The sequence below is a fragment of the Duganella sp. Root336D2 genome (assembly GCF_001425005.1).
Classification (GTDB): domain Bacteria; phylum Pseudomonadota; class Gammaproteobacteria; order Burkholderiales; family Burkholderiaceae_D; genus Rugamonas.
In genome coordinates this window covers 366,386-379,378 of sequence record NZ_LMDB01000038.1, presented here as the reverse complement: position 1 = coordinate 379,378, position 12,993 = coordinate 366,386, and the positions used below count along the sequence as shown (strand labels likewise).

Here is a 12,993-nt window from a genome sequence, read left to right as displayed (position 1 = left end):
AAACTCTTCAGTTTAATCTCTGTTTTTCCAGCATTGCTGCCGGAGGTCACTCACTCAAAATACTGACGAATCTCTTGCGAGATTACGTTTAATATATTTGTGCGAGCGTATAACTATATTTTGAGCATCGAACCCGAAGGTTCGTGGCAATATCGTCAAACGCCCACACTTATCGACTGTTGATTTTTAAAGATCGCTGCCTTGTTTATTCGACGAAGCGTTGTGTTCGTCAGCAGCAGAGAAGCGCTGCCGTTCGACTTGCATGTGTAAAGCATGCCGCCAGCGTTCAATCTGAGCCAGGATCAAACTCTTCAGTTTAATCTCTGTTTTTCCAGCATTGCTGCYGGAGGTCACTCACTCAAAATACTGACGAATCTCTTGCGAGATTACGTTTAATATATTTTGTGCGAGCGTATAACTATATTTTGAGCATCGAACCCGAAGGTTCGTGGCAATATCGTCAAACGCCCACACTTATCGACTGTTGATTTTTAAAGATCGCTGCCTTGTTTGTTCGACGAAGCGTTGTGTTCGTCAGCAGCAGAGAAGCGAGATTATGCGGTACAGCGTGCAGCTCGTCAACCCCTTCTTTTTCTCGTTTCGCTCTGCTGTTTTGTCAGCACTGCGTTGCGAGGGACAGAACTATAGCAAACGACNGCAGCAGAGAAGCGAGATTATGCGGTACAGCGTGCAGCTCGTCAACCCCTTCTTTTTCTCGTTTCGCTCTGCTGTTTTGTCAGCACTGCGTTGCGAGGGACAGAACTATAGCAAAGGGATCGCCATACCGCAAGGCCTGTTTTTACAAACCCTCGAACTTCGGTGCCCGTTTTTCCAGGAAGGCATACATGCCTTCGCGCTGGGCAGGGGTGCCGAAGCCCGCGTGGAACAGGCGGCGCTCGTAGTTCACGCCCTCGGATAGCGTGGTTTCAAAGGCGCGATTCACGCAATCCTTGATCTGCATGGCGACGGAAACCGGCATCTGGGCGATTCCCTGGGCGATCTCCAGCACGGATTCGATCAGCTTGTCGGCCGGGACCACCCGCGACACCAGGCCGATACGCTCCGCTTCGGCAGCGTCGATCATGCGGGTGGTCAGCAACATATCCATGGCCTTTGACTTGCCGATGGTGCGCGGCAAGCGCTGGGTGCCGCCTGCGCCCGGAGTTACGCCGACCTTGATTTCAGGCTGGCCGAACTTGGCGCTGTCCGCTGCAACCAGGAAGTCGCACATCATGGCCAGCTCGCACCCGCCGCCCAGCGCGAAGCCGGCCACCGCGCCGATCACCGGCTTGCGTACTTTCAGGATGTGCTCCCAGTTGCGGCCAATATAGTTGTCCCGGTGGGTATCCTGATAGGTGTAGTCCTTCATTGCGGCGATATCGGCGCCAGCGGCAAAGGCTTTTTCGCTGCCAGTCAGCACGATCACGTGGATTGCAGGGTCTTTCTCGAACTTGGCGAAGGCCTCACCCAGCTCATTCATCATATTGTCGTTCAGGGCATTCAGCGCCTTGGGGCGGTTCAGACGGATCAGTGCCACTTTTTCATGCACTTCCACGAGCAGGTCCTGGTATTCCATTTATTCTCCTCCAGTCGGTTAACTATCGGGCAATTGTAGCTGTTGTGGTCGAAGCGCGCGCCTGTGAATCGGGGGCAGACCTACACTGGACAAAGGAATTTGTCAGGAGAACCGCCATGTTCAAATCGATTTTGCTGCCCACCGACGGCTCGCAACTTTCGGAACGGGCTACCCAGACCGCGATCGAGTTTGCCAAGATCCATGGCGCGCGTATTACTGCGGTGTCCGTGGTTCAGCCCCTGCCCTTCGTGCCGCTGGCTGATGCGGCCGTGCTGCCGGATCCGGGGGCCTTCGACCGCGAAATGCGGCGGAATGTGCAGCTCGGCCTGGATAAGGTGCTGGCTGCCGCCAGCGCTGCCGGCATCGAGTGCGAAACAGTGCTGGGCGAGGCGATCAGCCCTTATGAGGTGATCGTCAGGACTGCAGAGGAACGCCATTGCGACATCATCCTGATGGCGTCCCATGGCCGCACCGGCTTAAACAGGCTTTTCCTCGGTAGCGAAACGCAGAAAGTCCTCGCCCACACACATTTGCCGGTACTCGTGCTGCGCTAACGGGCCAGCTTGGGCAGCAGCACCCAGATATTGCCGCGCTGTTTCATGCGGCCGGCAAGATCTGCCGCTTCCGAGCCGAAGCCGAAGAACAGGTCGAGGCGAATCGCACCCTTGATGGCGCCACCCGTATCCTGCGCCAGCATCAGCCTTTGCAGCGGCATCTCGTCGTCGCCTGGCAGCGTGGTATTCAGGTAGACCGGCGCACCCAGGGGAAGCTGGCTGCGGTCGATCGCGACGGAACGCTGCGGCGTCAACGGCACGTTCAGCGTGCCTTTCGGCCCGACTTTCGGGTCCGGCAGCTTTTCTTCCTTGAAGAAGACATAGCTCGGATTCGCGTTGAACAGTTCCTGCTGGCGCGTCGGATGGCCATCGATCCAGGCCTTGATGCCTTGCGCGGTGGCTTGCTCGAGCGTCAGCTCTCCCTTCTGCACCAGCCATTTGCCGATCGACTGGTAAGGGCGGCCATTCTGGTCGGCGTAGGCAACACGCACGGTATCGCCGTCAGGCAGTTGCACGCGGCCGGAGCCCTGCACCTCCAGGAAGAAGGCCTCGACCGAATCGTCCACCCACAGCAGTTCGTTGCCCGGCAGGCCTGCGCGGCTGATCTCCTCTCGCGCCGGATAGGGCACCACGCGCTTGCCTTTCAGGCGGCCGCGCACGCGCTTGCCGGCCAGCTCGGGGTAGACCGAGCCGACGTCGATAATGACCATATCGTCCGGCACTTTATATAAAGGGGTCTTGTATGGGCCACCCTTCTTGCGGGCGCCCCGCAGCAGCGGCTCGTAATAGCCGGTAATCAGCCCGGTGTTGCTGCCGTCCGGCCCAACCACCTGATGCGGGTCGAAGAAGGACTCAAAGAACAGGCGGATGGCAGCTTGGCTGTTGGCATCCACCGTTTTGGCGATGGCGCAAGGCTCTTTCCAGTCTGCGCCGCCTGCCAGCTTGGAGCAGGACAGCATGAAGGCCGGCCATGCGGCGCGCAGGTCGTCACGGTCCCAACCGGGCAGGTCGGAGAAGCGGGCCGGGATGAATTCAGCCTTGGCGGGTGCAGTCGGCGCCGCGGGCACGGTCGGCTGTGCCGGCGGCTGGGTGGGCGCGGCCGGTGCGGTTGGCGTAACTGGCGCAGGCTTGCTTGGTGGAGATGGCTGCGTCGCGCAGCCGGCCAGCACTAACGCGACGGCGGTGGCGCAAACGGGTAAACTACGGCGTGTCAAAAACATGAGGTGTTGTCTATGATTTATCTGATGCTTGAAGCGCTGGTGGCGCTCTTCCTTCTGGTGTTCATCGTCTGGTGGACGCTGCCATCCAACAAAAAGAAGAAGGACGGCGACAAGTAATTAGTGCAGGGCTCGCGGCAGCGACAGCACGAATTCCGGAATCCTGGTCTCGAACTGATGGCCATCTTCGGCCACGCAGAAATATTCGCCATACATGGAACCCTGCTGCGTGCGCAGTTGCGTGCCGCTGGTGTATTCAAACACTTCGCCTGGCGCCAGCAATGGCTGGTGGCCCACCACGCCCAGTCCGCGCACTTCTTCAATATGGTTGTTCGCATCGGTGATCACCCAGTGGCGGGAAATCAGCTGGGCAGGCACAGTGCCGGTGTTCTTGATGGTAATCGTGTAAGTAAACACGAAATTGGTGCGATCCGGATTGGACTGTTCCGGCAGGTACTGGGTGCGTACCTCGACCGCAAACTCATACTGGGCCATAAGGGTTTCCTTCATAACAATTGGGCAATTCTAGTCCAAGCAATCGGACAGCGTCCGCACGGAAGCGTAAAATAACGCATCTTTTTTCACAGCCGACCAGCCATGACTACATTCCGTATCGCTCCCAGCATCCTGTCCGCCGACTTCGCCCGCCTGGGCGAAGAGGTTCGCAACGTTGTTGCAGCCGGTGCCGACATCATCCACTTTGACGTCATGGACAACCACTACGTGCCGAACCTGACCATCGGTCCGCTGGTATGCCAGGCAATTCGCCCGCACGTGCAAGTGCCGATCGACGTGCACCTGATGGTCAAGCCGGTCGACCGCATCATCCCTGATTTTGCCAAAGCCGGCGCCAACATCATCACCTTCCACCCGGAAGCCTCCGATCACATCGACCGCTCGCTGCAACTGATCCGCGACAACGGCTGCAAGGCCGGCCTGGTTTTCAACCCTGCCACCCCACTGAGCTACCTGGACCACGTGATGGACAAGATCGACATGATCCTGATCATGTCGGTGAATCCGGGCTTCGGCGGCCAGTCCTTCATCCCGCAGGCGCTGAAGAAGATCGCCGAAGCGCGTCGCCGCATCGACGAATCCGGCCGCGACATCATGCTGGAAGTCGACGGCGGCATCAAGATCGACAACATCAAAGCGGCAGCAGAAGCTGGCGCCGACACCTTCGTGGCCGGTTCCGCGATCTTCGGCCAGCCTGACTACAAGGCCGTGATCGACGCAATGCGCGGCCAACTGGCTTCGGTGTAATCGCATGGCAGCGGTCCTGCGCGGCGTAAGGGCCGCCATCATTGACCTCGACGGCACCATGCTCGACACGATGCCGGACTTCGAGGTGGCCATCAACCTGATGCGCGAAGAACTGGGCCTGGCGCCGATTGGCGTGGCGCAGATCGAGCTGATGGTCGGCAAAGGCTCCGAGAACCTGGTACGGCGCGTGCTCGCACTGGACTACGGTGAAGAAGGCGTTGAACGCCTGTTCGCCCAGGCGATGGAGGCTTACCAGCGCCATTACCTGGTCATCAACGGCCGCCACAGCGAGGTGTATGCCGATGTGATGGCGGGCCTGCAGGCGATGAAAGCCAGCGGCCTGCGCCTGGCCTGCGTCACCAACAAGCCGGTAGCCTTCGCCAAACCGCTGCTCGCGCTGAAAGGCCTGGACGGTTATTTCGAGGTGCTGTTCGGCGGCGACTCCTTCGAAAAGAAGAAGCCGCACCCTATGCCGCTGTTGAAGGCCTGCGAATTCTTCGACCTGCCGCCGGCCCAGGTAGTGGCGATCGGCGACTCCTCAAACGATGCGGAAGCGGCCCGCGCGGCCGGCTGTCCTGTGCTTACTGTGCCATATGGATATAACCACGGAGTGGGTATACATGAAACAGATTCCGATGGTATAGTTGACACGCTTCTTCATGCAGCTGAACTGATTTCACGCGCAAACTAGACCGATGTTTCTCAACAAAAGACACAATGTAACCCACCGGGGCTCGATTGAGGCCTGGCTGTGGCGACGCTGGCAATCCTGACTTAGTCCTGATTGCTGCCGGCGCACGCGCATGTGTTCCGGCAGGTTTTTTGCAACCTACCGCCCCCACCCTATCCTGCGGCGGAACGGAGAGACACATGACCGAACTCGAATTCAAATCCCTGGCCGCGGAAGGCTATACCCGTATCCCTTTGATCGCGGAAGCTTTCGCCGACCTTGAAACCCCGCTCACCCTGTACCTCAAGCTGGCCCAGACCCAGAACTACGGCAAGAACACCTTCCTGCTGGAGTCGGTGGTAGGCGGCGAGCGCTTCGGCCGCTACTCTTTCATCGGGCTGCCGGCCAACACCATCCTGCGCAGCACCGGCAAGCTGACCGAGATCGTCAAAAACGGCCAGGTGATCGAGACCCATGAAGGCAATCCGCTCGAATTCATCGAGCAATACCAGGCGCGCTTCAAAGTAGCCGTGCGTCCCGGCATGCCGCGCTTCTGCGGCGGCCTGGCCGGCTACTTCGGCTACGACACCGTTCGCCATATTGAAAAGACCGTGGCCAGGACACAGCCAAAGGACGACCTGGGCCTGCCGGAAATCCAGCTGATGGTGACGGAAGAACTGGCCGTCATCGACAACCTGTCCGGCAAGCTCTATCTGATCGTCTACGCCGACCCGCAACAGCCGGAAGCCTACTCCAAAGCGCGCCAGCGCCTGAAAGACCTGCGCGCCCTACTGCGCCGCGGCGTCGATGCGCCGGTGACCACGCCTTCGGTACGCACTGAAACCATCCGCGACTTCGCCAAAGAAGATTACCTGAAGGCGGTCGCCAAAGCACACGAATACATCCTGGCCGGTGACCTGATGCAGGTGCAGATCGGCCAGCGCATCCGCAAACCGTATGTGGATTCGCCGCTCACGCTGTACCGCTCCCTGCGTTCGCTGAACCCCTCGCCTTACATGTACTTCTACAATTTCGGCGACATGCAGATCGTCGGTGCGTCGCCGGAAATCCTGGTGCGCAACGAGACGCTGCCGGACGGCGAAAAGAAAGTCACGCTGCGCCCGATCGCCGGCACCCGCACGCGCGGCAATACGCCGGAACGCGATGCGGCCCTGGCGGAAGAACTGCTGAACGATCCGAAGGAAGTGGCGGAACACGTCATGCTGATCGACCTGGCGCGCAATGACCTGGGCCGCATCTCCGAAATCGGCAGCGTGAAGCTGACCGACAAGATGGTGATCGAGAAGTACTCGCACGTACAGCACATCGTCTCCAACGTCGAGGGCAAGCTGAAGAAAGGCATGTCCAACCTGGACGTGCTGCGCGCGACCTTCCCTGCCGGCACCCTGACCGGCGCGCCAAAAGTGCGTGCGATGGAAATCATCGACGAACTGGAAATCTGCAAGCGCGGCATCTACGGCGGCGCCTGCGGCTACCTGTCCTTCGGCGGCGAAATGGACGTGGCAATTGCGATCCGCACCGGCGTGATCAAGGACGGCATGCTGTATGTGCAGGCCGCCGCCGGCATCGTCGCCGACTCGATCCCGGAAATGGAATGGCAGGAAACTGAAAACAAGGCGCGCGCCGTGCTGCGCGCAGCCGAGCAAGTGCAAGATGGCCTGGATGGGGAGTTCTGAAATGCTGCTGATGATCGACAACTACGACTCCTTCACCTACAACATCGTGCAGTATTTCGGCGAACTGGGCGAAGACGTGCGCGTGCACCGCAACGACGAGATCACCATCGCTGAAATCGAAGCATTGAATCCCGACCGCATCTGCATCTCGCCCGGTCCAAAAGACCCGTCGCAGGCGGGCATCTCGCTGGAAGTGCTGAAGCACTTCGCGGGCAAGAAACCTATCCTGGGCGTCTGCCTGGGACACCAGGCCATCGGCGAAGCCTTTGGCGGCAAAGTTATCCGAGCCAAGCAAGTCATGCATGGCAAAACTTCTCTTATCGCGCATACGGGTGTCGGCGTGTTCCAGGGCTTATCCAGCCCGTTCACGGTAATCCGCTACCACTCTTTGGCAATCGAGCGATCCTCGCTGCCTTCCTGCCTGGAAGTGACAGCATGGACCGACGACGGCGAAATCATGGGCGTGCGGCACAAGGAATACGACATCGAGGGTGTGCAATTCCACCCTGAGTCCATCCTGTCCGAGCACGGCCACGCCTTGCTGAAGAATTTCCTCGACCGCAAATAAGAGAAGGAAGCATCATGGCAATCACGCATCAAGAAGCACTGGTTCGCTGCATCGAACACCGTGAGATTTTCCACGACGAGATGCTGCACCTGTTCCGCCAGATTATGTCCGGCGAAATGTCGCCTGTGATGATGGCGGCCCTGATCATGGGCCTGCGCGTCAAGAAGGAAACCATCGGCGAGATCACCGCTGCGGCGCAAGTCATGCGCGAGTTCTCGACCAAGGTGCCGATGGCCGACACCACCAACCTGGTGGACATTGTCGGCACCGGCGGCGACGGCGCCCATACTTTCAATATTTCTTCCGCCTCGATGTTTGTCGCCGCTGCCGCAGGCGCGCGCGTGGCCAAGCATGGCGGGCGTTCCGTGTCTTCCTCTTCGGGCAGTGCGGACCTGATCGAATCGCTGGGCGCCAATATCAACCTGAAGCCGGAGCAGATCGCGCAGTCGATCGCGCAGACCGGCATCGGCTTCATGTTCGCGCCCAACCACCATGCCGCGATGAAGCATGTGGCGCCGGTGCGCCGCGAACTGGGCGTGCGATCGATCTTCAACATCCTTGGCCCGCTGACCAATCCTGCCGGCGCGCCGAACATCCTGATGGGCGTGTTCCACCCGGACCTGGTCGGTATCCAGGTGCGCGTGCTGCAGCGCCTGGGCGCGCAGCACGCGGTGGTGGTGTACGGCCGCGACAACATGGATGAAGTGTCGCTGGGCGCCGGCACCATGGTGGGTGAACTGGTCAACGGCGAGATCCGTGAATACGAGATCCACCCGGAAGATTTCGGCCTGTCGATGATCGCTTCACGCAACCTCAAGGTGGCCGATGCGGTGGAATCGAAGGCGCGCGTGATGGAAGCGCTGCGCGGCGAACCGGGTCCCGCTTCGGACATCGTGGCATTGAATGCCGGTACCGCCCTGTATGCGGCGGGCATTGCGTCCTCGATCGAGGACGGCCTGGCACGTGCCCGCACGGCTGTCTCTTCCGGCGCTGCGGTGGCCAAGCTGGAACAGTTCGTCCGCGTGACCCGGGAACTCGGCCGGGAGGGCTAAGCGATGTTCGGCATCCATGACCTGACGCTGTTTGTAATCTCCGGTCTGCTGCTGAACATCATGCCGGGACCGGACTCATTGCTGATCATGGCGCGCAGCGCCACCCAGGGCTGGCGCGCCGGTTGCGCGGCGGCGCTGGGGATCGGCGCCGGCACCATGGTGCACATCGGCGCGGCAGCGCTGGGCTTGTCGGCAGTGCTGGCCACCTCGGCCACCGCCTTTACCGTCGTCAAATGGGTCGGTGCAGCTTACATCGTCTGGTGCGGCATCGGCATGCTGCGCGCACGGCTAAAGCGCGACGCTACAGCCGGTGCTGCGCTTGCACCGAGCACCCCGCCGGCCGCCCAGCCCTTCCGCAAAATCTTCGCCCAAGGCTTCCTGACCAATGTGCTGAACCCGAAGGTCGCGCTGTTCTTCCTGGCTTTCGTACCGCAGTTCATTGATGCTGGCGCGGCCAACAAACCGCTGGCCTTCCTGGTCCTGGGCTGCATATTCAACTTCAACAGCATGCTGTGGTGTAACGGCCTTGCCGTCTTCACCGCCTTCGCGAGTGCGAAGCTGAAGGTCAAACCGCTGGTGGCACTGTGGCTGAACCGCGTGACCGGCAGCCTGTTCATCGCACTCGGCGCACGCCTGGCCCTGTCCGAACAACATTGAGAACCATATGTCCGATATCCTGAACAAAATCCTGGCCGTGAAGGCCGACGAAGTAGCAGCCGCCAAGAAGCACCGCAGCTTGCAATCGCTGCGCGACGAAGTGGAAGGCGACAAGGAATTGCATGCAAGCCTGCGCGGCTTCGAAGCCAGCCTGCGCCAGAAGATCGACGCCGGCCAAGCCGGCGTGATTGCCGAAGTGAAGAAAGCATCGCCATCGAAAGGCGTACTGCGCGCCGACTTCCGCCCTGCCGAAATCGCCGACAGCTACGCCAAGGCCGGCGCCGCCTGCCTGTCCGTGCTGACCGACGTGAACTTCTTCCAGGGCTGCAACGAATACCTGCAGCAGGCACGCGCCGCCTGCGATATTCCCGTGCTGCGCAAGGACTTCATGGTCGACATGTACCAGATTTATGAAGCCCGCGCGATGGGCGCCGACTGCATCCTGCTGATCGTGTCGGCACTGGACCATGGCCTGATGGCGGAAATGGAAGCCTGCGCCCACGAACTGGGCATGGACGTGCTGATCGAATCGCACGACGGCGACGAACTGACCGCTGCGTTGAACCTGAAAAGCCGCCTGATCGGCATCAACAACCGCAACCTGCGCACCTTCGACGTCACGCTGGACACCACGCTCGACCTGCTGTCGCGCATCCCGCCGGAACGCATGGTGATCACCGAGTCCGGCATCATGGCCCCGGCCGACGTACAGCGCATGCGCGAACGCGACGTGCACGCCTTCCTGGTTGGCGAGGCCTTCATGCGCGCGCCCGACCCTGGAGCCGAGCTGCGCAAGCTGTTCAATTAAATCCGCAACGCGCCGATTTCATGGCGCCCGCGCGGCGCCATTCAGTAAACAGGCCCATCGACTTGGGCTCGAAAATAGTCAGGGTCTGGCCGTCCAGGCTAAGCTTGAAGGTCTCGATACGTTCCACCTTCATCCATGGCTTGTCGGCCAGCGGCACTTGCCACACGAAGTTGCGGTTACGTACGGACCATTCGCCCTCTTCCTGTTTTACCTTGTCCTCCTGGCCTTTCAATGGCAGGACAAAGTAATTGCCGTCATCGCGCATCAGCACCCTGCCATTCGGGCCAAGTTTGCTCGATTCCCAGATGCCGACAATGGCGCAAGGCTGCGGGTGGCTGCCAAGCGCTGCGTCGATGTATTTTTCCGCCGCCTGCCGCCCAAGGCCGACCAGGCCAGCCACACCCAGCGCTGCAATCAAACCGATCGTGGTCGAAGGAAGAATCCCGGTACTGCCGCCGCGCAAGCGGACAATATCGTCATACGACGCGCCGAACCAGCCGGTGCCAACTTCATTCTCGCGCAGCGCCACTTTGCCGCGCCTGATCAGCAGCAGCAATACCAGGATATTGGCAAGCGGGATGATGATGAAGATCATCGCCAGGATGCGCATCACAATATTCGACCCTGCGCCCTTGGACAGCCGGTAGACGCCAGCCATAGCCAAAACGGTCACGACCAGCGCCAGCATGCCCCTCGGCCATCCGGCCAAGCCGCGGATGAAGTATGCCGAAACGAGGTAAAGCACGGTCGCAAAGACCGTCAGGCGCAAACCATCTGCCAGCATGAAGAGGCGCGCATCGGCGCCGGAATCGGCCGGGGCATACGGTTCCGGCTCCGGCTCACGCGATCGCGGCGGCATGGCGGATTTGGCTTCCGCCGCTTGCAGCGACAGGCCGCCAGCGGCCGGCGCCCGCTTCGCCTGGGCCGGCCGGGCTGGCGCCGGGTTGGGCGGCGGAGGTTTCGGATACTCCTCCCGGTCGTGTTCCGCTGCCAGCGTAGCGTGGCAACCCGCGCGCTCTTTCAGCGCATCCACGTAGTACTGGGCCTGGCTGCGCGGCACGCCTTTTTTGACGACCTTGCGGCGCCCACCCGACAACAGTGCCAGCATTTCCGTGATCGGCTTGTTCATCAAGGCGGCAAGGCGGTTGGCGGCGTCGCCCAGCGCCACGCCCGGCGCGGGGCCCTCGAGAACGACCTGGTAGCTTGCAGGGCGATGCACTTTGCCGGTCTGGTTATCCACCACGGCCAGCCCGAATTCACCGGCAAGGTAAAGCACATGCGGCACGACTTCGTCGCGGCGATGCGTCACTGCCAGGCGTCCCGCATCACCGGCGAAGTGGCTATCCGACCAGGGCGCATCCGGGAACAACGCGAGCAAAGCGTCATGAAAGCGCTGCAACGAGGCGGACGGCGGCAGTCCGCCGCTGTCTTGCCGCAACTTGTTGATAAAGGAGAATACGTCCAGGTCTGCCTCCGGAAGGGCGACCGACGCCAGTTGGATCTGGTAACTCATGCAATTAAATTAAACTACTATCAAGCCATGGTAAATTACTACGAGGCAAAGATAAAGTTTCTGGAGACATGAAAACGACAAATCGCCCCGCCGGCCGGCGGCCGATTCGTGTTTTCGGTGTTGCGGAGGAGGAGGATCGGCTGGCAGCGCAGCGCTGGCCAGCCGTTGTGATCTCACTACAGATAGGTAATGTAGGCGTATCCGCCGGCTGGGGCCAGGACCAGCAATGCGAGCAATAATTTAGTTGAAGGCAACATTCCCTCGCGGCCACCCAGTTCACGCACCTCGTCGGCATCCAGCAAGGCGTTGCGGGTGGTGAGGCCATTCGCCTTCAAGACGCCCGCAGCGCGGAAATAGGTCCAGATGGCCAGCAAGCTGCCGATACCTGGAACCAGTGCCAGCGGTGACAGCACCATGCGGAACAGGGTCGAACCTGTCGCCTGGCCAAGCTGGAAGACCGCCGCGGCACCCAGTACATTCATCGCCAATGCCAGTGCGAACAGGTAGGGCGAATTGAGGCGCAGGACCATCACCAGCAGCAGCACTACACCACTGAAAAGCAGAGCCCGCGCTGCCATGCGCTGCGACTCGGCTGCCTTGAACATCTTCTCGTCCGGCTCGATGCCGACAAATGTCGGCGCGTCAAAGACCGGGGCCGGCTGCGGCTGCGGCACGCGCGGCTGCGGCACGCTTGGCGCCTTCGCTGGAACCTTGCTTGCTACATGGGGCGCGGCTTTTGCCGGGGATTTGCGCGGTTCGGGCGACACCGAAGCACGACAGCTGGCGCGCTCGCGCAAGGCTGCCACATAGACTTCGGCCTGGGTCCGGGTGAGCCCCTTCTTGACCAGGGTACGGCGGCGCGAATGCAGCAGCAGCACCATCTGCGGCAGCGGCTGGTTCATCAGCTCTGCCAGCTGGGTCGCAGCGACTTCGACTTCCACGCCTTCCAGCGCGCCTTCCAGCACCACCTGGTAGGACAGCGGGCGGTGCACTGCGCCATTCTGCTCGTCCACCACCGTCACGCCAAGGTCGCTGGCAATACGCAGCACATGCGGAATCACTTCATCATGGCGGCGCGCAATCGCCACGCTGCCATAGCCGCCCTTGAAGTTGTCGGACAGGGGGCCGTCCGCCCAAGGGCAGTTGTCAATGGCCTTATCCCCGGCGCCATAGCTGCTCAGGCAGGGGAACAGCTTGACGATGGCGTCGCGAAAACTCTTCAGCTGCTGGGATGGCGCAATACTGATGGTTGCGCCGGCAATCTGTTCCAGGAAAGGGAGAACTTCCGCATCGTTGGCTGGAACTTCGCGCGCGACGATGTGCAGTAGATAAGTCATAAATTAAACGTTAACCAAACTCGTAATGAGTGATGTTAAATTACTGGCGAGCAAAATAATAGTCCGTGCGGCATGAAAACG

At 60.5% G+C, this 12,993-nt stretch carries 13 protein-coding genes; 8 read left to right on the top strand and 5 right to left on the bottom strand.

Going from position 1 to position 12,993, the window contains the following annotated elements:
• Positions 1–799 precede the first annotated feature (799 nt).
• Positions 800–1,576, bottom strand: a complete 777-nt coding sequence (locus tag ASD07_RS28100) for an enoyl-CoA hydratase (RefSeq protein ID WP_055938534.1) — start codon at positions 1,574–1,576, stop codon at positions 800–802.
• A 116-nt stretch (positions 1,577–1,692) separates the two neighbouring features.
• Between ASD07_RS28100 and ASD07_RS28095 the strand changes: the two genes are divergently transcribed.
• Complete coding sequence (locus ASD07_RS28095) at positions 1,693–2,130, top strand: universal stress protein (RefSeq protein ID WP_055938531.1); 438 nt, start codon at positions 1,693–1,695, stop codon at positions 2,128–2,130.
• On the opposite strand, the gene ASD07_RS28090 is transcribed toward ASD07_RS28095, so the two are convergent.
• Both ASD07_RS28090 and apaG read right to left on the bottom strand, forming a co-directional pair.
• Positions 2,127–3,350, bottom strand: a complete 1,224-nt coding sequence (locus tag ASD07_RS28090; protein WP_055938528.1) for a murein transglycosylase A — start codon at positions 3,348–3,350, stop codon at positions 2,127–2,129. The two genes, ASD07_RS28095 and ASD07_RS28090, sit on opposite strands and share 4 nt — an antisense overlap.
• A 117-nt stretch (positions 3,351–3,467) precedes the next feature.
• Positions 3,468–3,842 carry a Co2+/Mg2+ efflux protein ApaG gene (apaG, locus tag ASD07_RS28085; RefSeq protein ID WP_055938524.1) on the bottom strand — a complete coding sequence of 125 codons (375 nt, stop codon included), beginning with the start codon at positions 3,840–3,842 and terminating at the stop codon, positions 3,468–3,470.
• Positions 3,843–3,944: 102 nt separating this feature from the next.
• Here apaG and rpe point away from each other — a divergent pair, with 102 nt between their 5' ends.
• The 7 genes from rpe to trpC all read left to right on the top strand — a co-directional run bounded on the left by rpe (position 3,945) and on the right by trpC (position 10,062).
• Positions 3,945–4,610 carry a ribulose-phosphate 3-epimerase gene (gene rpe, locus ASD07_RS28080; RefSeq protein ID WP_055938521.1) on the top strand — a complete coding sequence of 222 codons (666 nt, stop codon included), beginning with the start codon at positions 3,945–3,947 and terminating at the stop codon, positions 4,608–4,610.
• A gap of 4 nt (positions 4,611–4,614) precedes the next feature.
• Positions 4,615–5,301 (top strand): phosphoglycolate phosphatase, encoded by a 687-nt coding sequence (locus ASD07_RS28075; protein WP_055938518.1) that lies wholly within the window; start codon positions 4,615–4,617, stop codon positions 5,299–5,301.
• Between the two features lie 179 nt (positions 5,302–5,480).
• Entirely contained in the window at positions 5,481–6,977 is a 1,497-nt protein-coding gene (gene trpE, locus ASD07_RS28070; protein WP_055938515.1) for an anthranilate synthase component I, read from the top strand.
• A gap of 1 nt (position 6,978) precedes the next feature.
• Positions 6,979–7,545, top strand: a complete 567-nt coding sequence (locus ASD07_RS28065; protein ID WP_055938512.1) for an aminodeoxychorismate/anthranilate synthase component II — start codon at positions 6,979–6,981, stop codon at positions 7,543–7,545.
• Between the two features lie 14 nt (positions 7,546–7,559).
• Entirely contained in the window at positions 7,560–8,597 is a 1,038-nt protein-coding gene (gene trpD, locus ASD07_RS28060) for an anthranilate phosphoribosyltransferase (protein WP_055938509.1), read from the top strand.
• 3 nt (positions 8,598–8,600) lie between these two features.
• A complete protein-coding gene (locus tag ASD07_RS28055; RefSeq protein WP_055938505.1) occupies positions 8,601–9,254 on the top strand; it encodes a LysE family translocator in 654 nt (217 codons plus the stop codon).
• 7 nt (positions 9,255–9,261) lie between these two features.
• On the top strand, positions 9,262–10,062 hold the full coding sequence (gene trpC / locus ASD07_RS28050; RefSeq protein WP_055938502.1) for an indole-3-glycerol phosphate synthase TrpC: 801 nt from the start codon (positions 9,262–9,264) through the stop codon (positions 10,060–10,062).
• Here the strand turns inward: trpC and ASD07_RS28045 are convergent.
• Together ASD07_RS28045 and ASD07_RS28040 are read right to left on the bottom strand one after the other, a co-directional pair.
• Positions 10,055–11,575 (bottom strand): hypothetical protein, encoded by a 1,521-nt coding sequence (locus ASD07_RS28045; protein WP_055938499.1) that lies wholly within the window; start codon positions 11,573–11,575, stop codon positions 10,055–10,057. The genes trpC and ASD07_RS28045 overlap by 8 nt on opposite strands.
• A 176-nt stretch (positions 11,576–11,751) precedes the next feature.
• On the bottom strand, positions 11,752–12,912 hold the full coding sequence (locus ASD07_RS28040) for a hypothetical protein (protein WP_055938496.1): 1,161 nt from the start codon (positions 12,910–12,912) through the stop codon (positions 11,752–11,754).
• Positions 12,913–12,993 lie beyond the last annotated feature (81 nt).

Bases quoted from the DNA above. Each gene is read 5' to 3' on its own strand.
- ASD07_RS28100 (WP_055938534.1), bottom strand. From the start codon at position 1,576: ATGGAATACCAGGACCTGCTCGTGGAAGTGCATGAAAAAGTGGCACTG.
- ASD07_RS28095 (WP_055938531.1), top strand. From the start codon at position 1,693: ATGTTCAAATCGATTTTGCTGCCCACCGACGGCTCGCAACTTTCGGAA.
- ASD07_RS28090 (WP_055938528.1), bottom strand. From the start codon at position 3,350: ATGTTTTTGACACGCCGTAGTTTACCCGTTTGCGCCACCGCCGTCGCG.
- apaG (WP_055938524.1), bottom strand. From the start codon at position 3,842: ATGGCCCAGTATGAGTTTGCGGTCGAGGTACGCACCCAGTACCTGCCG.
- rpe (WP_055938521.1), top strand. From the start codon at position 3,945: ATGACTACATTCCGTATCGCTCCCAGCATCCTGTCCGCCGACTTCGCC.
- ASD07_RS28075 (WP_055938518.1), top strand. From the start codon at position 4,615: ATGGCAGCGGTCCTGCGCGGCGTAAGGGCCGCCATCATTGACCTCGAC.
- trpE (WP_055938515.1), top strand. From the start codon at position 5,481: ATGACCGAACTCGAATTCAAATCCCTGGCCGCGGAAGGCTATACCCGT.
- ASD07_RS28065 (WP_055938512.1), top strand. From the start codon at position 6,979: ATGCTGCTGATGATCGACAACTACGACTCCTTCACCTACAACATCGTG.
- trpD (WP_055938509.1), top strand. From the start codon at position 7,560: ATGGCAATCACGCATCAAGAAGCACTGGTTCGCTGCATCGAACACCGT.
- ASD07_RS28055 (WP_055938505.1), top strand. From the start codon at position 8,601: ATGTTCGGCATCCATGACCTGACGCTGTTTGTAATCTCCGGTCTGCTG.
- trpC (WP_055938502.1), top strand. From the start codon at position 9,262: ATGTCCGATATCCTGAACAAAATCCTGGCCGTGAAGGCCGACGAAGTA.
- ASD07_RS28045 (WP_055938499.1), bottom strand. From the start codon at position 11,575: ATGAGTTACCAGATCCAACTGGCGTCGGTCGCCCTTCCGGAGGCAGAC.
- ASD07_RS28040 (WP_055938496.1), bottom strand. From the start codon at position 12,912: ATGACTTATCTACTGCACATCGTCGCGCGCGAAGTTCCAGCCAACGAT.